The 21378-nt window shown below is 61.5% G+C and carries 15 protein-coding genes and 1 tRNA gene; 8 read left to right on the top strand and 8 right to left on the bottom strand.

The window, feature by feature from the left end; translation table 11 throughout:
- Positions 1 to 3207, bottom strand: coding sequence for a DNA topoisomerase (ATP-hydrolyzing) subunit B (gene gyrB / locus SA339_00560; protein ID MDW5561689.1), 3207 nt, complete (start codon positions 3205 to 3207; stop codon positions 1 to 3).
- A gap of 283 nt (positions 3208 to 3490) precedes the next feature.
- Here gyrB and thiC point away from each other — a divergent pair, with 283 nt between their 5' ends.
- A complete protein-coding gene (gene thiC, locus SA339_00555; protein ID MDW5561688.1) occupies positions 3491 to 4753 on the top strand; it encodes a phosphomethylpyrimidine synthase ThiC in 1263 nt (420 codons plus the stop codon).
- A gap of 1 nt (position 4754) precedes the next feature.
- On the opposite strand, the gene SA339_00550 is transcribed toward thiC, so the two are convergent.
- Positions 4755 to 4857 (bottom strand) — tRNA-Thr (locus SA339_00550).
- A gap of 99 nt (positions 4858 to 4956) precedes the next feature.
- Between SA339_00550 and SA339_00545 the strand changes: the two genes are divergently transcribed.
- Entirely contained in the window at positions 4957 to 6819 is a 1863-nt protein-coding gene (locus SA339_00545; protein ID MDW5561687.1) for a DnaA/Hda family protein, read from the top strand.
- Here the strand turns inward: SA339_00545 and SA339_00540 are convergent, their stop codons facing one another.
- A complete protein-coding gene (locus tag SA339_00540) occupies positions 6820 to 7863 on the bottom strand; it encodes a zinc ribbon domain-containing protein (GenBank protein ID MDW5561686.1) in 1044 nt (347 codons plus the stop codon).
- Between the two features lie 81 nt (positions 7864 to 7944).
- Positions 7945 to 8745 (bottom strand): TIM barrel protein, encoded by an 801-nt coding sequence (locus tag SA339_00535; GenBank protein ID MDW5561685.1) that lies wholly within the window; start codon positions 8743 to 8745, stop codon positions 7945 to 7947.
- Positions 8746 to 8843: 98 nt separating this feature from the next.
- Between SA339_00535 and SA339_00530 the strand changes: the two genes are divergently transcribed.
- Genes SA339_00530 through SA339_00520 form a run of 3 tightly spaced genes read left to right on the top strand, consistent with a single transcriptional unit; the run spans position 8844 to position 10937 of the window.
- Positions 8844 to 9326 carry an adenosine-specific kinase gene (locus SA339_00530; protein ID MDW5561684.1) on the top strand — a complete coding sequence of 161 codons (483 nt, stop codon included), beginning with the start codon at positions 8844 to 8846 and terminating at the stop codon, positions 9324 to 9326.
- The gene (locus tag SA339_00525; protein ID MDW5561683.1) at positions 9271 to 10095 is read left to right on the top strand and encodes a class I SAM-dependent methyltransferase; all 825 of its coding nucleotides are present in this window, start codon (positions 9271 to 9273) and stop codon (positions 10093 to 10095) included. The genes SA339_00530 and SA339_00525 overlap by 56 nt, the downstream gene beginning before the upstream one ends.
- Entirely contained in the window at positions 10092 to 10937 is an 846-nt protein-coding gene (locus tag SA339_00520) for a DNA glycosylase (GenBank protein ID MDW5561682.1), read from the top strand. The genes SA339_00525 and SA339_00520 overlap by 4 nt, the downstream gene beginning before the upstream one ends.
- Here SA339_00520 and SA339_00515 read toward each other — a convergent pair.
- Together SA339_00515 and SA339_00510 are read right to left on the bottom strand one after the other, a co-directional pair.
- A complete protein-coding gene (locus tag SA339_00515; protein MDW5561681.1) occupies positions 10894 to 11274 on the bottom strand; it encodes a helix-turn-helix domain-containing protein in 381 nt (126 codons plus the stop codon). The genes SA339_00520 and SA339_00515 overlap by 44 nt on opposite strands.
- Before the next feature lie 69 nt (positions 11275 to 11343).
- Entirely contained in the window at positions 11344 to 16725 is a 5382-nt protein-coding gene (locus tag SA339_00510; GenBank protein ID MDW5561680.1) for an ATP-dependent helicase, read from the bottom strand.
- A gap of 197 nt (positions 16726 to 16922) precedes the next feature.
- Between SA339_00510 and SA339_00505 the strand changes: the two genes are divergently transcribed.
- Positions 16923 to 17954, top strand: a complete 1032-nt coding sequence (locus SA339_00505; GenBank protein ID MDW5561679.1) for a carboxypeptidase-like regulatory domain-containing protein — start codon at positions 16923 to 16925, stop codon at positions 17952 to 17954.
- Here the strand turns inward: SA339_00505 and SA339_00500 are convergent.
- Positions 17943 to 18533 carry a FumA C-terminus/TtdB family hydratase beta subunit gene (locus SA339_00500; GenBank protein MDW5561678.1) on the bottom strand — a complete coding sequence of 197 codons (591 nt, stop codon included), beginning with the start codon at positions 18531 to 18533 and terminating at the stop codon, positions 17943 to 17945. The two genes, SA339_00505 and SA339_00500, sit on opposite strands and share 12 nt — an antisense overlap.
- A complete protein-coding gene (locus SA339_00495) occupies positions 18530 to 19387 on the bottom strand; it encodes a fumarate hydratase (GenBank protein MDW5561677.1) in 858 nt (285 codons plus the stop codon). The genes SA339_00500 and SA339_00495 overlap by 4 nt, the downstream gene beginning before the upstream one ends.
- A 142-nt stretch (positions 19388 to 19529) precedes the next feature.
- Between SA339_00495 and SA339_00490 the strand changes: the two genes are divergently transcribed.
- Together SA339_00490 and SA339_00485 are read left to right on the top strand one after the other, a co-directional pair.
- A complete protein-coding gene (locus tag SA339_00490; protein MDW5561676.1) occupies positions 19530 to 20465 on the top strand; it encodes an ABC transporter ATP-binding protein in 936 nt (311 codons plus the stop codon).
- A gap of 5 nt (positions 20466 to 20470) precedes the next feature.
- The gene (locus SA339_00485) at positions 20471 to 21328 is read left to right on the top strand and encodes an ABC transporter permease (GenBank protein MDW5561675.1); all 858 of its coding nucleotides are present in this window, start codon (positions 20471 to 20473) and stop codon (positions 21326 to 21328) included.
- Positions 21329 to 21378: the final 50 nt, after the last annotated feature.

The raw sequence follows: 21378 nt of genomic DNA, 5'->3' as shown, positions 1-21378 counted from the left end.
TCATATGTCCAGGTTCTCCACTTCCTTGGCGTGGGTGGTTATGAACTCCTTGCGGGGCTCCACCGCGTCGCCCATGAGTATGGTGAATAGCTCGTCCGCTCGGACGGCGTCCTCGATGGTGACCTTCTTCAGCAACCGGACCGAGGGGTCCATGGTCGTCTCCCATAGCTGGTGGGGGTTCATCTCTCCCAGGCCCTTGTACCTCTGGATGTTGGACCCCTTACCCAAGGTCTCAATGGCCGCGGCCCGCTCCCGCTCGTTGTAGGCGTAGATCTCCTTGTTCCCCCTGGCGACCTTGTACAGAGGGGGCATGGCCAGGTACACGTAGCCGTTGTCGATCAGCGGCCGCATGTAGCGGAAGAACAGCGTCAGCATGAGGGTCGAGATATGGGCGCCGTCGACATCGGCATCGGTCATGATGATGATCTTGTGGTAGCGCGTCTTGGCGATATCGAAGTCCTGTCCCACCCCGGCGCCGATGGCGGTGATCAGGTTCCTGATCTCCTGGTTCTTCAGGATCTTGTCCAAACGGGACTTCTCGACGTTCAGGATCTTACCCCTCAATGGCAGGATGGCCTGGAAAGCGCGGTTGCGGCCTTGTTTGGCACTGTTGTGCACGAAGACCCCCGATGCTAAAGCGAAGTTGTGCGTCCCGGGGACCTCAAGGTCGTAGACATCGACCATTTTTCCCTTCTTCTCGACTGACACGACCTTATGGTTAAAGTTGACGACCGCGCTGAGCATTTTCGGCTGATCCCCCTGGAAGTACCGTTCACAGAAACGATCGTATCTCAATAGCGTCCTGTCGTGGGCGTCCAATCTAAACTTACTATACGCTTCGACGTCTAGCTTGCCATCACTGCTTATGAACCTATTGAGGGCCGCCATAGTCTTCTGGTAGTATGTCTCATTGAGGGCATTCTTCCTCTTCTGCCTGAACTCTGGAGTCCATTGTGCCTTTGTAGTGTCACTCCGCCATGCCCTCAGGGATGGGTCGCTCCATTGATTTTGCGCCATGGCCGCGAGGATTTTTTTGGCATCTGGGTTATTGGAATAGTATGCCCTTGTTCTATTCGATTGCTTCGTTCTATTCTCCTCGACGGTCCAATATTCCTTCTGGGCCTTGGCAAGCCTCTCCGCATTTTGCACCCGGTAGTTCGAGTCGGATTCGAGGTATTTTCGCCATTGGGCAACCATATATGCCTTGTATGTCTCGTCACTCCACTGTGCCTTGGCGTGGGCGGACAATATCTGGCTTGTCTGAGGTTGCTTCATGCGGACGCTCATAAATGAGCGGAATTCGTCAGTCTGACGGACAGCTCTGCATTTGGCAATTGTCTCAGGCGTGTGGAGAGTCATACTCACATGAGCGCGATGTAACGCAAGATGCTCATCCTTCGTCAATCGAACTATGTTCGTAGGGTTGTTGTTCTTCTTGTCGAAATCGATATGATGACAGTGGGCCCCATCAGAGTCGGCATATGTCCCCTTCCACAGGTTGTACCAGTCTGAGACCATGTGGGTGAACAGCCAACCTTCCGAGCTTGGATCCCAGACCATTTCGTAGCCATCGATGGTGATCCCAGGCTCGTTCTTGTCAGACAATTTCCTGTACAGAGGCATCAGGGAGTCCCCACACCTCAGTTCGGAAGCTTGTCTGTAGCTTCCATCACGAAGCATGAAATGGTGATCGGGGGTACATTCGATACTCTCACCGTTATCAAGACTGACCTGGACCACCTCAGCATTTCTCTTAGTCACCCTTGCATTTATCGCCCGCTCAATCCCGATCTTGCCGTCCTTCCTGATGGTGTAACAGAAATGCTCTCTGCCCTTAGCCTGCTCGACCACCAGCTGCTCGAAACTTAGGTTCCGACCATCGGCCAAGGCGACCTTGGTGTCACCGGAGAAACATCCACCGGCCGAATCGCCCTCCACAATGAACAGTTCCGAACTTGCTGGATCCTTCTCCTGGCAATCGGCGAGCTTGCCGGGCAGTCCGCCGCCCTCGAGGAAGCCCTTGCGCCTGGTCAGCTCGCGCGCCTTCCTAGCCGCCTCCCGAGCTTGGTATGCGAGGATCGAGCGTCGGATGCACGCCTCGGCCACCTTGGGGTTCTCGTCGAGGAACTGGTTGAACTTTTCATAGACGCAGGAGTCGACGATGCCCTTGACCTCGCTGTTGCCCAGCTTGGTCTTGGTCTGCCCCTCGAACTGGGGCTCGGGAATCTTGACGCTGATGATAGCGGTCAATCCTTCGCGCACGTCGTCCCCGCTCAGGTTCTCGTCGCTGTCCTTGAGGAGCTTGTTCCGCTTGGCATAGTCGTTGATGCTCCTGGTCAAAGCAGAGCGGAAGCCCATGAGGTGCGTCCCGCCCTCGATGGTGTTGATGTTGTTGACGTAACTGAAAACGCTCTCGGAGAAGGCGTCGGTGTACTGCATGGCGACCTCGACCATGACGTCCTCGCGCTCGCAGGTCAGGTATATGGGCCGCTCATGCATGACCACCTTGTTCTTGTTCAGGTGGTCCACGAACTCGACGATGCCGCCCTCGGCGTGGAACACCTCCTCTCTCTCCTTGCCGGCCCGCAGGTCGCGGAAGGTTATACGCACCCCTTTGTTGAGGTAGGCGAGGTCCTGCAGGTGATGGGACAAGGTGTCGGCATCGAAGTTGAGGTCCTCGAATATCTCCCCGTCCGGCCGGAAGTGCTGCTGGGTGCCGGTCTCGGTGGTCTCTCCCACGACCTCCAGGGGATGGGTGAGCACCCCCCGCTCGCACCGCATCCTATGTATGTGTCCCTCCCTCATGACCGTGGTCTCGAGATACTGGGACAGGGCGTTGACGACCGAGAGCCCTACGCCGTGCAGGCCGCCCGACACCTTGTAGGACTTGCGGTCGAACTTGCCTCCGGCATGCAAGGTGGTCACGACCAGCTCCACCGCCGGGCGCCCGTACTTCTCGTGGATGCCGGTGGGTATGCCCCTCCCGTCATCGGACACGGTGACGCTACCATCGGCGTTGATGACGACGTCGATCTTCGTGCAGAAGCCGGCCATCACCTCGTCGATGCTGTTGTCCACTACCTCGTATACCAGATGATGAAGGCCCCGCGCGTCGGTGGAGCCGATGTACATGCCTGGGCGCTTCCTGACCGCCTGCAGTCCCTCAAGGACCTGGATCTTGTCCGCACCGTAGTTGCTATCTTCCATTGAATCGTCCCTCGAAGTTCGGTTATCAACGGTCAGCGGATGGGCTGAACCGGGTCGATTTTATAAGGTAGAATCTGTGCATCCCTTCCCCTATTTCGACACCTTTGGTAAAGGGCTCTATCTATTAATACCCTTCTAGGTGCATCTGGCTATATAAGTAAAACCCCCCTCTGCGAGCCCCTCCGAACAAGGGTTTTCGCGATGATTTTTTTAGACACGCCTAAACACTCCATCCCGAGGCAAGAGTCTTTTAGGAAGACGGTCTTAGTCGGTCGCGATCGAGATGGCCGTGGCTAGCGAACCGTACGGAGACAGGATCAGGGAGATTGCTCGCAAGGAAGGAGTCAGCGAGGACGTTCTGGTTAGAAGGTTCAGGGAGGGGAGGGTCGTGATACCCTGCAATCCCGTACACTCTCCACGGCCCTGCGGCATCGGGGAGGGGCTCTCGGTCAAGGTCAACGTGAACCTCGGCACCTCGAGGGACCGGGTCGAGGTCGAGGAGGAGATGGAGAAGCTGCGCATCTCCCTCGACTACGGCGCGGACGCGATCATGGACCTCAGCACTGGCGGGGACATCGACGCCATCCGCCGGCAGATCATCGCCTCTTCCCCCGTCCCCGTCGGCACCGTGCCCATCTACCAGACCGGGCTCAGGATGGCACGTAAGGGAGCACTGGTGGACATGGACGAGGACGATATCTTCAACGGCATCGTCCAGCATGCCAAGGACGGGGTGGACTTCATGACCGTTCACTGCGGCATCACCAAGGAGGCTGTGGAGCGCCTGAGGCGCAGCCCCCGGGTCACCGACGTGGTCTCCCGCGGCGGCTCCTTCCTGGTGGCGTGGATCCTGCACAACGGGAAGGAGAACCCCCTGTACGAGAACTTCGACTACCTGCTGGAGCTGGCGAGGGAGCACGAGTTCGTGCTGTCTCTGGGCGACGGTTTCCGCCCGGGATGCGTTAACGACGCCACTGACGGGCCCCAGGTGCAGGAGCTGCTCAATCTCGGCGAGCTCGTACGTCGGTCCCGCCAGGGCGGGGTGCAGGCGATGGTCGAGGGGCCCGGCCATGTCCCTCTGGACCAGGTGGAGGCGAACGTCCGCCTGCAGAAGAGCGTGTGCGAGGGTGCGCCGTTCTATGTGCTCGGCCCACTGGTTACCGACATCGCACCGGGGTACGACCACATCACCGCGGCCATAGGGGGCGCGCTGGCCGCCTACCACGGGGCGGACTTCCTGTGCTATGTGACCCCCGCCGAGCATCTTTCCCTGCCGACCCCCCAGGACGTCAAGGAAGGTCTCATCGCCTCCAAGATTGCAGCCCATGCCGCGGACATCGCCCGGGGACGAGGGAAGGATAGGGACCTGCGCATGTCCCAGGCCCGCAAGGCCCTGGATTGGGACGGCATGTACCGGGAGGCGATCGACGAGAGGAAGGCCCGGGAGTACCGGGCCAGAGGCATCACCGAGGGGAGCGAGGGATGCTCGATGTGCGGCGACGTGTGCGCCATCAAGATCGTGAAGGAGTATCTCAAGAAGGGGTGAATGGAGCCACTGAGGGGTTTCGAACCCCCGACCTACAGTTTACGAAACTGTCGCTCTTTCGCGGTCCCCGGACTGGCCGGGGACTGCCGCTGAGCTACAGTGGCATGATGATTTCCATCAAGCCATTCCCTGATTTAAGTGTTTTTGTCAGGCCTTCAGGCATCATTATGCTGGAACGGAGCCATGACATAAACGCTTTAAGCGTGCCGCGTGATGATGCGCTGGTCAGCGTGCTGCTCGAGCTCGGGGTCCCGCAGGGATTGGTCGTCTCCCGCTGGAAGGGAGGCGATAACGTCTTGGAAACAGCTGTGGAGAGCGCCCGCTTGGTCTCCTTGAACGGCTACATCAAGATCGTACTGGGATCGGACGGGGAGCGGTCGGAATCGCTCCTTTCGATCAGCGCAGGGGCACCGTCACTGTGCCTGTATGTTTTCCGTCCGGTGGGCTTGGACGAGCTGTGGTTCCTGGGGGAGAAGGCGGCGGAGTATCTGTGGTACGATGCCATCAACTCCGAGGCATCGATCTCCCTGCACTCGGAAGTGAATCTCAGAGATTTCGAGCAGTTGTTCCCGGGTGCCAAAGTGCGCCGGGTGGAAGCCCCCCGTCACGTGCTATCGCCGGAGAAGCTGAGAGCGGACAAGGTGCACCGGGCGGAGGCGGAGAACACTGGGGAGCACCTGCTGGGCATCGCCGGGCTGGGAAATCCAGCGGGCGACAAGAAGGTCGAGAGACAGGCCCAGGGCGTGTACGACCTCATCCTCCATTACCAGAAGATGCGCTCCGACACCGCGGGCCTCGGACTGTGTGAGGACTGTGGCGGCCCCATTGACCTGCTGGGCTACTGCCCCCGTTGCGCCACCCGCGAGGAGGAAGCTCCGTCCATACCGCGCATGGACCCCCGAGAGACCTTCGGCAACTTCGTCGGGGGACCGGGGTCCCGCTTCGCCGAGGCCGCCGCCCGGGCCGTAGCCGCTGAGCCAGGGCGGCGGTACAACCCCCTGGTCATCCACTCCCGCCCTGGCATGGGCAAGAGCCACCTGTTGCAGGCGGTGGGGCACGAGATCAAGAGGCTCCGGAGGGAGCTCAACATCACCTACCTGCCGCTGGATTCGGTGGACATCGGGTCGAGCGAGAGCGTGTGGACCTCCCTCCATCAGGAGCTGGAGATGGCCGATACGCTGCTGATCGACGACCTCCAGTTCTTATCTGGAAAGGACCGGTTTCAGGAGGAGATCATGCGCGCCATCAACCGGATGGTCACCGCGGGGAAGCAGGTGGTGGTCACCGCGGACCGCCTGCCCCGACGGGTCCCCCTGCTCATGGACCGCCTGGCCTCGCGGCTGGAGTCCGGGCTGGTGGTGGACATCGGGCCACTGGACCAGGCCACCCGGCTCGAGATCCTGCGGAGGGTGGCGTCGAGGGGGGGCTCAGTGGTGCCCGACGATGTCCTTCAGATGGTGGCGGAGTCCTGTCCGGACAGCGTCAGCCAGTTGGAGGGGGGGATGAACCGCGTGCTGGCCTTCGCCTCGCTGATGGGCTCGGAGGTCACCGCGGACCTGACCCGGGAGGTGCTGGGCCCCGGGGACCTTACTCCCATCGGGGAGATCGAGGTCCGGCTGAGCCGTTCCTACTTCGTCGAGGAGGCCCGCCCGGAGCGCGCCTACGATCTGGTCGGAAGGCAGGTCGACCGGGGAGCCCGGGCGCTGATCTTCAGCCGCAACAACCCGGGCACAGTGAGCGATCGTCTCGGCGGCCGGAAGGCGGAAATCTACTGGCTCACAGAGCACGAGTCTAGAGGGTCGCGGACGGTGACCCCCTCGCTGGAAAAGCTGATGATGCTGGCGGAGGATCACATCCATCGGGAGGGACAGTCGGTGGTGCTGCTGGACGACCTCCACTACCTGATAAGCAACGCCGGCTTTGAGGGAGTCATCCGCTTCATCCGCTCACTGGTGGATGAGGTATCGGAGCGCCAATCGGTCTTCATGGTCTCGGTGAGCCCGGAGAGCCTTAAGGTCCAGGAGCGATCCGTGCTGGAGAGGGAGATGGAGCCGATACGGCCGTGATCAGAGCTTTCTCTCCTCTTCCCGGAACTCGGTCAGGCGCTCCAGCGTTTCCTCGTACCGCGTCCTCTTCATCGCCACGCCGGCGTCCTTGAGGGTCTTGATTATCGAGCTTACATCCTTGCCCTTGGCCTTCAGTTCGAGCAGGGCCTGTTTCGCCTTCCGCAGCTCGACGTTGAGCATTTCCGGCAGGACCTTGTTCAGCTCCTCCCTTCCCTTTCGGGAGAGGATGCCCATGGTCGTCCAGTCGCCGTTCTCGCCAGCTTCCCTGGCCTCGTTCAGGAGCTTGCGCGGCTCCCTCACGTCCAAGTAGAAGACCTCGGCGTTGATGATGAGTTTCTCCAGCCCCTCGTACATCTCATGTGCTTCCACGTACTTCCCGGTCAGCTTCTCCGCGTTGCGCTTGGCCATTCGGATGCTTTCCAGCGCTCCGGGGAGGTCCCTGGCCGCCTGCCGCTCCTTGATGTCGGAGACGGCCTTCTCGATGGACTGGTGGTCCGAGCTCATCCTACGGGCGACGTCAGCGAGGTTCTCCAGGTACATTATGTCCCGCTCCAGACGGTCGGCGATGGAGCGTTCCAGCATCTCCCGGCACTCCCTCATGGTGCGGACCGCGGGGTCTATCTCCCGGCGCTTGCCCATGGCCACCGCCTTGTCGATGAGCCGGCGGGAAGCGGTGGTGTCGATAGAGTGTTCCTTAGCCAGGGCGATCATGGGGCCAACCTCGGAGACGAGAGCGGAGAATTCTTCCTTGAGCTTCTGGTCCAGGTCCTCCTGGTGCTTGTCCTCAGGAGCGGGTGGCTGTTCCTCGACCTCCGCGACGGGAGCCTCAGGGGCCATGGCCCCTCCACATAGCGGGCAGGTCCGGCTCTCAAGGGGGACCATTGCGTGGCATGACGGACATTCGGACTCGGTGACCTCTTCTATGACGAACTCCACGCCGCATTTCGGACAGCGGTCCACCTCGCCCTGGATATGAGTGCCGCATTCCGGGCAATCGAACTCAAAATCGGTTTCCTCGTTACTGCTGTCGGCGGCTTGTGCCACACCGGTCACCTCTGGGTCTATCGAATGAAAAATATATGTTCGGATATATACTTGTCGTCCTGGCATCGAAAGCTGAGAACATCACTGGTCCAGCATCTTCCTCATGACGGCGGCGTCCCCTGACGGGTCGGGGCTCTCGCAGATGATCGTAACGTCCCTTCCCGACCTCGGGAGGACCCTGCAGAGGAGCGCGAAATCAGGATCCTTCTTTTCCAGCAGAAGGTGCCGCTTCTCCCCCTTGGCAGTATACTCGATGCAGCTGAAGTGGCAGTGCAACCGTCCATCGAAGAGATCCATAGCACTGTCCAGCACAATGCGGAAGTCATCCTCGGTGCGCAGGCAGCCCTGGCCCCGGGCGTGGATGTGGGCGAAATCCAGAACAGGTTCGACCCCCTCCACCTCAGCCATGACCTCGCCGATCTCCTCGATGGTGCCCCAGCTCCCAACCTTTCCCATGGTCTCGAGGCCGATGATCGGGGACAACCCCTCGTCCTCGGCGACCTGGCGGACCCGGTTCAGGCCGTCCACTACCGCCCGGGTGGCGACGGAGGGTGGTCGGTCCATGTAGGAGGCGGCATGGACCACTACGATCCGCCCGCCCATAGCGTCCACGGATCGAAGGGAGGATAGCAGCCACTCCTCGCTCTTCTGACGGTTCGCCTCCTCGGAGTTGAAGTTGATGTAGTATGGAGCATGGGCACTCAGCGCGATCCCCAGCTCCCTGGCCCGGGGAGCGATCTCCCGCGCCTTCTCCACGCTGAGGTTGACGCTGCGGCCGAACTGAACCTCCAGGGCGTCCAGCCCCAGCTTGCGGACATTCTCCAGCGCCTGGAGGGCACCCTTGCTGCCTGGCGGATATCCGGCCGGACCTACGAACAACATGCCCAGAGCAAGGGCGTGCGGAGTAAAAAACGTTCCACCGTCGGACCATGATGGCAAGGCTATTTATCGCTGGAAAGGGCTCATTGTCCTGGGAGTGCATGAGGACGGAGGCAGTGGAGCTGAGGAAACCCGAGGACGCCAACATCATCGTCGGGCAGTCCCATTTCATCAAGACCGCCGAGGACGTCTACGAGGCGATGGTCAACGCCGTACCGGGCATCCGGTTCGGGGTGGCGTTCTGCGAGGCCTCGGGGGACCGGCTCATCAGGGTAGAGGGGAACGACGAGGCGCTCAAGGCTGCAGCGGTGGACAATGCCCAGCGCATCGGCGCCGGTCACTCCTTCGTCATCGTGCTCACCCAGGCCTACCCCATCAACGTCCTGAGAAGCATCAAGGAGGTGCCTGAGGTGTGCACTATCTTCTGCGCCACGGCCAATCCCGCGGAAGTGCTGGTGGTCGAGACGGACCGGGGACGGGGAATAGTCGGGGTGGTGGACGGACAGACCCCCAAGGGAGTGGAGACCGATGAGGACGCCAAGAAAAGGAAGGAACTCCTCCGACGCTTCGGATATAAGCGCTGACACGGAGAATCTGGACCTGTACGAGGGCTCGGCCCGGTACTACGATATCTGGCATGAGGACTATAAGGACGACATCCGCTTCTTCCTTGATCTCGCCGAGAGGACCGGCGGTCCGGTGCTGGAGTGCATGAGTGGGACCGGGCGGGTGCTTATCCCCTTCGCCGAGGCCGGTTATGACATCACCGGCGTCGACCGCAGCCCGGCCATGCTGGACGTCTGCGCCACCAAGGTTTCGTTCCTCGACCCCAAGGAGGAGGCGCGGGTGGCCATGGTGCAGGCGGACATCAGGGAGATGGCGCTGGGACGCAAGTTCAAGCTCATCGTCATCCCATACAGCTCGTTCCTGCACCTCCTGGACACCAAGGACCAGGAGAATGCCCTGCTCCGCATCCATGACCACCTCGACGAGGATGGCCTGTTCTCCTTCGCGGTCTTCTCGCCCCGCCTGGACCGGCCTGAGCAGGTCCTCCGGCATCGTGGGACGAAGCTGACCCATCAGGGAGAGGTCATCTCCTGGTTCGAGTCTCAGATCTTCGATCAGCCTAGCCAGAGGACCACGGTCACATACTTCTACGACATCTCGCGGCAGGATAAACCCCTGCGCCGGGTGACCTCGGTGTTCACACTCAGGTACCTGTTCCACCGCGAGGCGTTGGAGCTCATGGACCGCTGTGGTTTCCAGGTGACGGAGGTCTACGGCGACTACAACGGGGGGCCGTTCAAGGCCACCAGCGAGCTGATGGTGTTCGTGGCCCGGAAGAAACAATGAGGGTGCCGCTGTTCCACCTAGGGTACACCCTGGACAGCGGCCAGGTGTTCCGATGGTCCAGAGATGGGGAGTGGTGGCAGGGCGTCGTAGGAGACCGCTCCCTCCGCCTGCGTCAGAAAGGGAACGAGCTCCTGGCCGAGGGAGAATACGACGATACCTTCCTGCGCCGATACTTCCGGCTGGACGACGACCTCGAGATGATCTACGAGGACATTTCCAGGGACGAGTGCATCGCCGCGGTCATCGACCGCTTCCGAGGGATGAGACTGATCCGTCAGGACGTCTGGGAGTGCTCCGCCTCGTACCTCCTGGCCTCGTACGCCAACGTCCCGCGAATCAAGATGATGATCGAGTCGGTGTGCCGGACCCACGGTCGACGGCTCGCTGATGGCAGGTTCGCCTTCCCCACTCCTGAAGAGCTGGCGGAGGGTGGTGACATCACTGCCTGCCGCCTCGGCTACCGCGCCGAATGGTTGCGGTGCTATGCTGTCTCGGTGCGGGACGGGGAGTTCGACCTCGAGCGCCTGAGGTCTCTAGACTACGTTGAGGCGGTAAGGTACCTCAAGACGGTCAAGGGCATTGGGGACAAGGTAGCCGATTGCATTGCCCTGTTCTCCCTGGATCACCTGCAGGCCTGCCCGGTGGACGTCAGGATCGCCCGGGCCATGCGAGAACGCTACGGCGTGTCCGGTAGCTACAGGAAGGTGAGCGAGAACGCCCGCCGGCATTTCGGTCGCTTCGCCGGCTACGCCCAGGAGTATCTTTACATCGCTGAGGACCGGGCCAACAAGAAGACCGCTAATATTGACCGCAGTCCGGGCACACACACGCCGGCGCCTTGACCCCGGTGTGGGTCTCGTAAACCTTGACCAGCATCCCGCTGCGCTTGACCATCTCGCACACCCGGCAGGTCTCGGTGACGATATCCGACCCGTCGATGATGCGCTGCGCGGCCCTGCTGATCTCGGCCTTGAACTCGTCGTACCGACCGCTATTCTCCAACTCCTTGTTGGTGCCACGTTTGGACTTCAAGTACTGGGATATGGCGGCGTCAGTGACCCCGAAGCGACGGGCGACCTCGGCCTGAGTGAGCTTGTGCTTCTCCACCAGCTCTCTGGCCAGCTCTCGCCGTATCGATGGGAGAACGTACCACACGATAAGCTCGCAGGGGATCTTCATCAGCCCGAAAATGGTTTAACGATATTTAAATCTTAACGATGATTAGGCTGCCGGGAGAGTGGACCGGCCTCACACCTCTCCCGGATGGGTCTTCTCGTAGAACGCCTGAACCTCCCAATCGGGCACGGTGTCCTCGTCATCCTCGACCCTGATGGTCAGCCCGAGGGAGTGCAGATGACGGGTGAGGATGGCGCGGGCCTCGGAGCTGCCCTTGTACTCATGCAGGACGATGTCGGTGGCCTTCACCCTCCCACGGAACGAACCGATCATTCTCGGCCCATCCAGGATAACCGAGTAGTAGCTACCGCCCAGGTTCTGGCGGATCCACTCCGCGAGGTAGGTATGGAGCCCGTCCTCAGGGCCGAGTACGAACTGTTCGGTCGAGCGGACCTTGCCTATCCGGTCGAGGTCCTCCTTGAGCATCCAGTATACGCTCTCGTCACCGTCGACGAGGAAACCCTTGACGAGGAAACCTTCCCTCTCCAGCTCGGCCAAGGCGCTGCGCAGCTCCTTCATCGGCATCTCGTAACGAATATACCGGGCGAGGTTCTCCGCGGTGAACAGCCCGAAGTTGCGGAAGGAGTGACGGAGGATCTCCAGCATGGCGTCGTGAGGGGGCATGTCGATCTCCGGCACCAGACGCAGGCGCTTGTTCTGGTCGGTGTAGATGACCGTTCCGTTGACCAGCGCCTTGAGCGCGTCCTGCGTCTCCTTGCGTCCGAGCACCGAGTGGTCGAACAACTGATTGCGGGACATCGGTCTACCGTCCTCGATGGCGCGGACCAGCGACCGCATCTCCTCGGTGATCTCCCGGTTCTTGGCCCGGCGGCACAGGGAGGCGTGCTCCAGGCTGCAGTATGTGACGTAGTCGGGTATCGCCTGCACCTTGACCAGGAAGCCCATCTCGTACATCTTCTTCAGCGGTATGCGGTTCTTGCACCTCAGGGCTGCGGCGGCATCGGAGCGGAGGCCGCCGACGACCTTGATCGCCTCCACCACGTTGGGGAAGCGCCTCTTCTGATCAATGCGCTGCTTCCACAGCACGTATGACAGGGCGTCCCCCCGGGAGTGATGGTCGGGGACCATACGGCCCTTGACGAACATGTCCCCCATGCGGAGATAACCGTGCGCCGCGAGCACTTCGGCATGCTCTGCCGGTAAATTCTCGGGCGAGGCGCCCAGGACCTCCCGCAGGCGCACGATGTCGTAGCCCATCATCGAGTAGAACTCCATGAACCGCTCCATCGCCTCCAGGGCCCGGGGCAGCAGCGCGGGGTCCTCGAGGTCCAGTTCCCGGATCTCAATGCACCCGCTCATGTTCCACTTCTCCGCCCCCCCGACCAGGCGGCCGTCGGCCACGATGGGGAAGATCCAGCGATCGCCGTAGCGGGCGGCGATGGCCGCCCACATCGCCTGCACTCCGGGATCGTGGAGCGACACTATGCGCATCACCTGCTCGGAGCGCGGCGCGTTTCCCAGGGCCGGCAGCTCGTCCTTAAAGAGGTACATCTCCTCCCTGCCCTCGCCCACAGTAATAGTCTCCACTTCCATCTCCGAGAGCATGCCGGCAACCTGAGCGATTGGAAACTGGGTAGCGGTGGTAATGGTGTATATCGACACCGGGCCGTACGCCCGGACGAAGCGTTCCACGATCTCGCGGCGCGCGTCGCCCTGGTGCTCCGGGGCGTCATAGGCCTGGTAAATGTTCTCGGACGACCACTCCTCCCGCTCCTCGAATCGGCGGACAATCATCATGTTGCGGTCCAGGCGGTCGATGCTCTCCTTGATTTCATCCTTGGTGCGGCCGGCCAGGGCTGAGGTTATCTGGCGCATGGACATGCCGTCGTCGCTCGATCGAATGACGCCCAGCACCCTCTCGTCCAGTGGCTTGAGGGGGCCATTGCGGTACGCTGCCACATAGGCCGGGGCGTCCTGGGCCCGCACGTATCGCACACGCCCGCGTACGAATCGCCCGAGGAGCAGCCGGCCATCGCGGCGCATCTGCTCCCAATCCTTGAGCTTGAAGCCCTCCACGCGGTGGAAGGCGTCCAGGGGCATGCCTATGTCCCCGAAGTTGTCGAACAACTCGTCCAGCGAAACGAAGGAACGGTCCTGCTTGGAGCGGCGGTACCCCTCCACCGTGCGGTGATCATAGGCGTTGAGGTTGTTGGTCTTCAGCCTGAGGTAGTCGCGCTTGAGCATATACTGTTCATGCTCTGATACCAGGTAGCGACCGCGGGCGATCAGGCCTTCCTGCACCAGGTCGTCGAGGGCCCGGCGCACCTCATCGACGTCCAGGCCGAACACGAAGGCAGTCTCCTCGGCGGTCGACGGCGCATAGCATTCCAGATAGCGCACCAGGACCTCGTCCATGGCATCCTGACGCGGCCTGGCCTCCACCTCTCGGGCCTGGTACAACCATTTCCCGTCGCGATGGCCGACCCTGCCCACTCGTCCGATTGCCTCTAGCTTCCTCAGCGCCTGGTGGACCTTGTCCCCCGGTGTTTCCAGCGCGGCCGCCAGCTCCTGGGGGCTCTTCGCCTCGCCGGTCTCGGCCAGCACTTTCTCCTCCAGCTCTCCCAGCCGGCGGTCCTTGGCCAGGACCGCGTGGTATGCCGGGAGGTCCTCGGAGGCGACGAAGTAGGCGTCGTCGATGTACACGGAGGCGATTGCGCCCTCGTGGACCAGTTCCGCGGACCAGGAGTCCACCGATTCACGGGAGGCGATAGTGTAGGGATACACGCTCCTCCCCTTCTCCTTCAACACCCTGATGGGGCCGGCCCGGCGGATGAGCGCCAAGAGATCGTCCTTGGAGTTGACGAACCCGATGCGCTGCCTGAAGTACGGCAGCACGCGGTCCTCGGTGAACTCGAACTCCGAGAGATCGGAGCCCATGACCTTGGACAGCACCCTGCGGTGAAGCTCGCGGAGCAGCGCCCCGCGATCCTCCATGAGCACCATGTCCGATATGCCCGCCAGTATGGCGTTGTGGGCGAAGGGGGAGGGTGTGGAGGTGTAATCAATGGCGCGGACCTTGATCTCCCCGCTCTCGACGGACCGGAGGACCGCCTGGGCGTTCTTGATGTCCATTACATCCTCCATGATCTCGCGATAGGTCTCATCGATCACCGGCACGCCGTCCATGTTGCCGAGCGTCTCCAGCAGGTAGGTCGACCGCACCTGCTGCCGGCCCACCGAAACCTCACGGCCCTTATAGTTGCGGAGGATCATGAAACTCCTGGACGCGGTGTGACGGAACCTCTGCTTGAACAACTCGGAATCCTTGACCGCCCTCATGAGCACGTCCTCGAGGCTCGCGGAGCTGAGGATCCTCTCCAGGCCCCTGATCTCGATGGGCTTGGGCGACGATACCATGAAAGTGTCGTCGGTCACCGATACCGAGACGTTGCTCCCCAGGCGCTGGGTCATCATGAAGGCGTACGCGCGGGACAGTGCGTCGTTGACCCGACGTCCGAAGGGGAAGTGGAAGATGATGTTGTGGTTGCCGCTGAGGTCGATGTACCCCTCGATCGCCAGCTCGTGGTCGTTGGGGATGAAGTCACAGGCTGCCTTCTGCTCTCGGAAGTACGACAGGATCGACCTGGCGGAGCCTCGGTCGATGCCGAAAGAGCATAGCCAGGCGATGATGTCATCATCATTCTGATCCAGCCTCTCCATCAGTTCCCGGCGGAAGGTGGCGATGTTCATCGAGAGATCGAAGGAGCGCGGCAGCATCTCCCCGCTCCAGGTCGGCACGGTCGGCTTCCGACCGGAAGCTTCCCGAACGAAGGCCTTCATGCCCTTGGTCCTCACGTACTCGTAAGATTTACCGCCGAGAACGAAGACGTCGCGGGGCGACAGCCGCTCGACGAACTTCTCCGTAAGGTCGCCGATGAGCCCGCCCTTCTCGGTGAATACCTTATAGTTTGCCTCCTCGGGAATCGTTCCGAGGTTGAGGAAGTAGATCATCCGCGATCCGGCCCGCCGGCCGAAGCGGCGCTCCTCCTCGTCGTACCACAGCTTTGGATACACACCCTCGAAGGCGTCCTTGCTTCCTAGGTACTTCAGCACCTCGAGGAACTGCTTCTCCCCGAGGTTCCGGAAGCAGTACGAGCGGCGTACGACCTCGAGCGCCTTGCTGACGTCCCAGCGCTGTTCCAGAGACATGCCCACGAGGCTTTGCGAAAGCACGTCCAGGCAGTTCTCGGAGATGGACACGCGGTCAATGTGCTTGTGGTGCGCCGCACGGCACAGCACCGCGCATTCCACCAGGTCGTCCTTGTCGAACACCAGCATTCGGCCCTTGGAGGTCAGCCCATGGCCGTGGCCGCTCCGGCCGATCCTCTGCAGCCCTTTGGCCACCGATTTCGGGGACCCGATCTGCACCACTAGGTCCACGAACCCGATGTCGATGCCCAGTTCCAGGGAGGTCGAGGACACCACGCACTTCAGCTCTCCCTTTTTCAGCCGCTCCTCGACGTCCAGCCTGATCTCCTTGGCCAGCGAACCATGGTGGGCCTCGATGCTCTCCAGCCCACGCTCCTTGAGCTTGTAGACCACGTGCTCGGTACCCGACCGGGTGTTGGTGAACACGATGGTGGTGCGATGCTCCTGGATCATCTCGTACAGCTGATCATACATCTTGGAGTTGACGATCTCGTAGGGCAGGGCGGTCATATCGTCGGTCGGGCACTCTACCCGGATGTCGAGGTCCCGCTGGCGGATGATCTCCACCACGTTGACGTCCCTCGGCTTCCCGTCCTGGTACCCCACCAGGTACTCGGCGACGTCCTGTATGGGGGCCAGAGTGGCGGACAGGCCGACCCGCACGAACCGGCGGGGGCACATCTCCTGCAGCCTCTCAAGGGTCAGGGACAGGAACACCCCACGCTTGGAGTCGCATACCTCATGGATCTCATCCAGGATGACGTACTCGACCTGGGACAGCTTCTCTCGGAACTTGGGGGCGGCCAGGACCAGGGCCAGCGATTCTGGAGTAGTAATGAGAATGTGGGGCGGCTTCCGCAGCATCTTCTGCCTCTCGCTCTGGGAGGTATCCCCGGTGCGTACCCCGACCCGGATCTCGGGGAACACCTCGCCCTCCCGCTCGGCGACCTCCCTCATCTCCCGCAGCGGCTCCTCGAGGTTGCGGTTGATATCGTTGGCCAGCGCCTTGAGCGGGGAGATGTAGACAGCATACACGCGGTCCTCCAGCATCCCCTCCTTGGAGTACTTGAATAGCTCGTTGATGATGGAAGTGAATGCCGTCAGCGTCTTCCCCGACCCCGTGGGCGAGGACACCAGAACGCTCTGACGGTCGTGGATAAGGGGAATGGCATAGGACTGGGGCTCGGTGAAGTCCTTGAACTTCCCGTTGAACCACTTGGCGATGAGGGGATCCAGGAGAGACACGACCTCATCCTTCTTGTAACGTCTAGTTACCTTGTGCATCCGTTAGGCTCCCTTTGAAATCATGCTCGATTCCCCATACTCGTATTATATGGTTTCGGGAAGAGGTTCGAAAGTACCTTCCCCTGACAAGACACCCATGCGGAATCCGGTTTTAACCCCCGAACGACTGCCAGGCACTTCTCGATCCGCATCTCCAGCCGAAAAAAGTTATTAGCGAGGAGGGCGTTCGCGAAAATATGAGATGGCCCGCCCTGGTCCTAGCGTTCATGCTCGTGAGCATCGCGCTCCTGGCAGGGTCCGCACAGGCGGCGGACACCTTAACCATCTCCGGAAAGGTCACCAACATCAGCGGCGTCGCCCTGTCGGGGGTCACGATCACCATACGCAACCTCACCAGCGACGATACGCACATCGTGACCACCGACACCAGCGGCCGCTTCAGTCACTCTACCGCCCCTGGTAATTACTCGGTCACGGCCACCTACAACGGCTATCGGGCCAATGTCACCTACGCGGGCGTCGACCGGACGAGCGCCAACATCGACTTCACTATGTACGAGGTGCTGGGGACGGTCACTGGCCAGGTCACCGACGGCAACACCACTCTGGCGGGGGTGCTGGTCACCTTGACCGGGGTCAACGCCTCCTTCTCCACGGTGTCCTCCGCCCCCCTGGGTACTTACCGGATCGATAATGTCACCCCGGGCACCTACATGGTCTCCGCGTCCAAGGAAGGCTACAACACCTCGTACCACAGCGAGCTGGTGACGCTGGTCAAGGGAAGCGTGGAGGAGGTCTCCTTCACCCTGGCGGAGACGACGGTACAGTACGCCAAGCTTAGCGGGCGGGTGACCTTCAACGGTGACCCGCTGGAAGGGGTAAAGGTGGTCCTTACCCCGGAGGAGGGCGCGGACCTCGTGACGGTCACCGACGCGGGCGGCAATTACTCCTTCAGCCAGGTGTCTCCGGGCGACTACATAATGTACCTGAGCAAGGACGGATATGTCACTAGCGAGAAGAAGATCACCATGGAGCCGCTGAAGGGGCTGGCGGCGGACTTCTCGATGAAGCGCAACACCCTGCCCGGCAACTCCGGTTTCGTTCTGGACTACGACCTGTCGCACTCGATGATGATCTTGGGGCTGGGGCTGGCGCTCATGTTGACGCTGGCTTCGCTGATACTAAGGCAGCGCATCAAGTCCAACCCCGACCTTCTGGCGAAGGAAGAGGAGGAGAAGCCCGGAACCAAGGAGAAGTCAGAGCCCTAGGTCCCTCTTCTTTCGGGCCAGATTCCTCTCCGCCTCCTCATTGACGGAGTCGTATAGCGAGTTGCCGTGGGCGTCCATGGCCACCACCAGGGGCCCCAGGTCCCTCGTTTCTACCACCCATAGCGCCTCCGGCATGCCCAGATCCAGCCATTCCACGCGCTCCACCCGACGGATACCCCGGGCGGCGAGGACCGCTGCCCCACCAGTGAAGGCGAGGTAGACGCACCCGTGCTCCCGCATCGCCTCCAGGGTGGGCTTCGACATCCCCCCCTTGCCGATGATGGCCCGTACCCCGAACTCGTGAATGAACTGCGGCTCCAGAGAGTTCATACGGGCCGAGGTGGTGGGCCCGGCGGCGAGGATCTCCCAGCCATCGTCCTTTTTCCGGGCGATGGGGCCGCAGTGGTACAGAACCCCCCCGCTCATGTTGAATGGTATCACTTTCCCCTGCTCCCTCATCTCCAGGGCGCGGAGATGGACCTCGTCCCTGCCTATATGCACGGTGCCGTCGATCAGCACCTCCTGTCCCAGGTGGAGCGACCGTACATCGATCTCGGACAATGGCGTCCTCAGGTTCATGGCATCCTCTCCGTCCTGCCGTCCGGGAATACCCTCATCGACGTCCTCCGGGCGGCCCAGCACTGGAGGTTCACCGCCACCGGCAGCGAGGCGGTATGGCAGAAGGCCATCCCGCATCTCACCCCCAGCACGGTTGTGCGACCCCCCAGCCCCATCGGACCGACGCCCATATCGTTGAGCGCACCCGTGAGCTCTCGCTCCAGCGCATCGAGCTGCGCATCCTTGTTGGCGACATCCAACGGGCGGAGCAAAGCCTCCTTGGCCAGCTCGGCGGCCTGGTCCGCGGTGCCTCCAATGCCCACCCCCACGATGGTGGGGGGGCAGGGGCGACCACCGGCCCGGACCACGGTGTCCAGCACAAAGGCCTTGACCCCCTTGAGGCCCTGCGCCGGGGTGAGCATGGCGAGGGCGGACATGTTCTCCGACCCTGCACCCTTGGGCATGACCGTGATGTCGGTGTGCATGTCGCCAGTGGGATGATACACTATGCGCGGCGATCCGGAGCCGAGATTGTCACCAGGGTTCCGCCGGGTCAGGGGATGCACCGCGTTCGGCCTAAGCGGGATCTCCGCGGTCGCCCTGGCCAATCCTCGACGGATTCCATTCTCCAGGCCCGGGAACATCGCCCCGGAGACGAAGAACACCGGGACGCCGGTGTCCTGGCACAAGGGGACGGAGCGCTGCCTCGCCTCCTCGACGTTGTTCAGGATGGTCCGCAGCTGCACCCGGGCGATATCACTGGTCTCCTTCCTCTCGGCCGCGCGTAGCGCGGCCTCGACGTCCGCCGGGAGGGTGGTGACCGCCTCTCTCAGCATGCTCACCACCGCTCCTTCCACCACGCTCTCGAGGTCCATCAGGCGCCATATCCTCCGCCGGCTATATCACTTGTACGCCGGGAGCATTGAACGTCCTGGATATCCTCATTGTAAAAATATCTCCACGAATGATTAATATCCATGAAGGCCGGTGCACGACCTAGTTCCCGGATGGGATACAATGACCGAACCTATCGTCATCAACAAGCTGACCAAGGATTTCGGGGGCTTCATGGCCGTGGACGATCTAAGCCTGACCGTCCCCCGAAGGTCGTTCATGGGCTTCCTCGGCCCCAACGGGGCGGGGAAGACCACCAGCATAAAGATATTGACCAACATGCTGTCCGCCACTTCCGGTGAGGCGTACCTCAACGGCGTGGACGTGACCAAGGACCCCAAGACCGCCCTGGCCGGCGTCGGTGCGGTGGTGGAGACCCCGGAGTTCTACCCGTACCTGACCCCCCGGGAGACGCTCGCCTACCTGGGCGAGCTCCGAGGGATGAGCAAGGAGGAGATCGATCGGCGGAGCAAGGAGGTCCTGGAGACGGTCAAGATGACCGAGTGGGCGGACAAGCGCATCGGCAAGTTCTCCAAGGGCATGAAGCAGCGCATCGCCATCGCTCAAGCGATCCTGCACGAGCCGCCGGTGATCATCCTTGACGAGCCGACCTCCGGCCTGGACCCCCGGGGCATGGTCGAGGTCCGGGAGATCCTCATGGAGCTGAAGAAAGCCGACTACACGGTGTTCATGTCCTCGCACCTGCTCAACGAGGTGCAGGAGGTGTGCACCGACGTCGCGCTGATCAATCGTGGAAAGCTGCTCAGGTCCGGCTCGGTCGCCGATCTGGTCGGACAGACCACGGTCCGCAGGATCGAGGTGCACACGCTGCAGAAGGTCTCTGGAGAGCTGCTCAACAAGGTGTCCAAGCTTGATGGAATCGCCGAGATTAGGGCGGCTGGGGAGAACCAGTTCATGTTCTCGTTGAACGGCGGGAACGAGGCGCAGAGCAAGACCCTCACCGATCTGCAGGCGCTCGGTCTGAGCGTAGTATCGTACAAGGAATCGGGCCTGGCGCTGGAAACGCTATACATGTCCCTTATCAAGGAGTCGAGGTGAGCAAGATGGAAGCTAACGCCAATGCGACGAGGAACGGCTCGAGGGCCCTGCCCTCGGACCTCCAGCAGGTGGGGGTCGTAGCCAAGTACGATATCCTCAAGTACCTGCGCAGCCGCCGGTTGCTGGGTATCCTGATCATCGAGGTCCTGGTGCTGGCGATCATCACCGTCCTGATCGGCACAAGCGACCACAAGTATACCGTGGACGGGGTCATCAGTGAGTATGTTGGATTCGTCAGCATATTGATAATACTGGGGGCCACGTTATTCGGCGGGGATGCCATCGTCTCTGAATACCAGGGCCGTACCGGTTTCCTGCTGTTCCCTAACCCGGTGAAGAAGAGCAGCATCCTGGGCGGCAAGCTCGCCTCCTCGGTGGCAGCGATGAGCCTTCTGCTCGTCATCTACTACGTGGTCGCCATCGTGTGTGGCCTCGTGCTCGGCAGTGGAGGCATGTCTACAAGGGTCTTTGCATCGCTCGGTCTTGCGCTGCTATACGGAATTTCGGCGATAGCGGTAGCATTCCTGATCAGCTCGATCATGAAGGGGTCGACCGGCTCGCTGATCCTTACTTTCGCCCTCTTCTTCCTGATCTTCGACATCATCACCTCGTTGATCGGGACGCTGGGCGGAATCAAGCCGTGGTTCATGATCGACTTTGCCGGAAGCACCCTGAGCACTGTGATGAGCGATCCTTATCCGGTGGACACCATTAGTTCGATCCCCGTAGGGGATGGGACGACGTTCTCGATGCATGTATTCTACCCCGAGATCTACCTGTCCATAGCCGTGATGGTCGTCTACGCCGCGGCATCGATCGGCCTGGCGTACCTGTTCTTCCGCCGCCGGGAGATGGCGGCGTAAAACCCCTTCCACCCTCTTTTCTCATTTTCAGCAACATTCATAGCCCTAGC

This window comes from Methanomassiliicoccus sp. (assembly GCA_033485155.1).
GTDB lineage: Archaea > Thermoplasmatota > Thermoplasmata > Methanomassiliicoccales > Methanomassiliicoccaceae > UBA6.
Note: the sequence above shows the minus strand (reverse complement) of the source record. Positions and strands in the feature narration are given on the sequence as shown.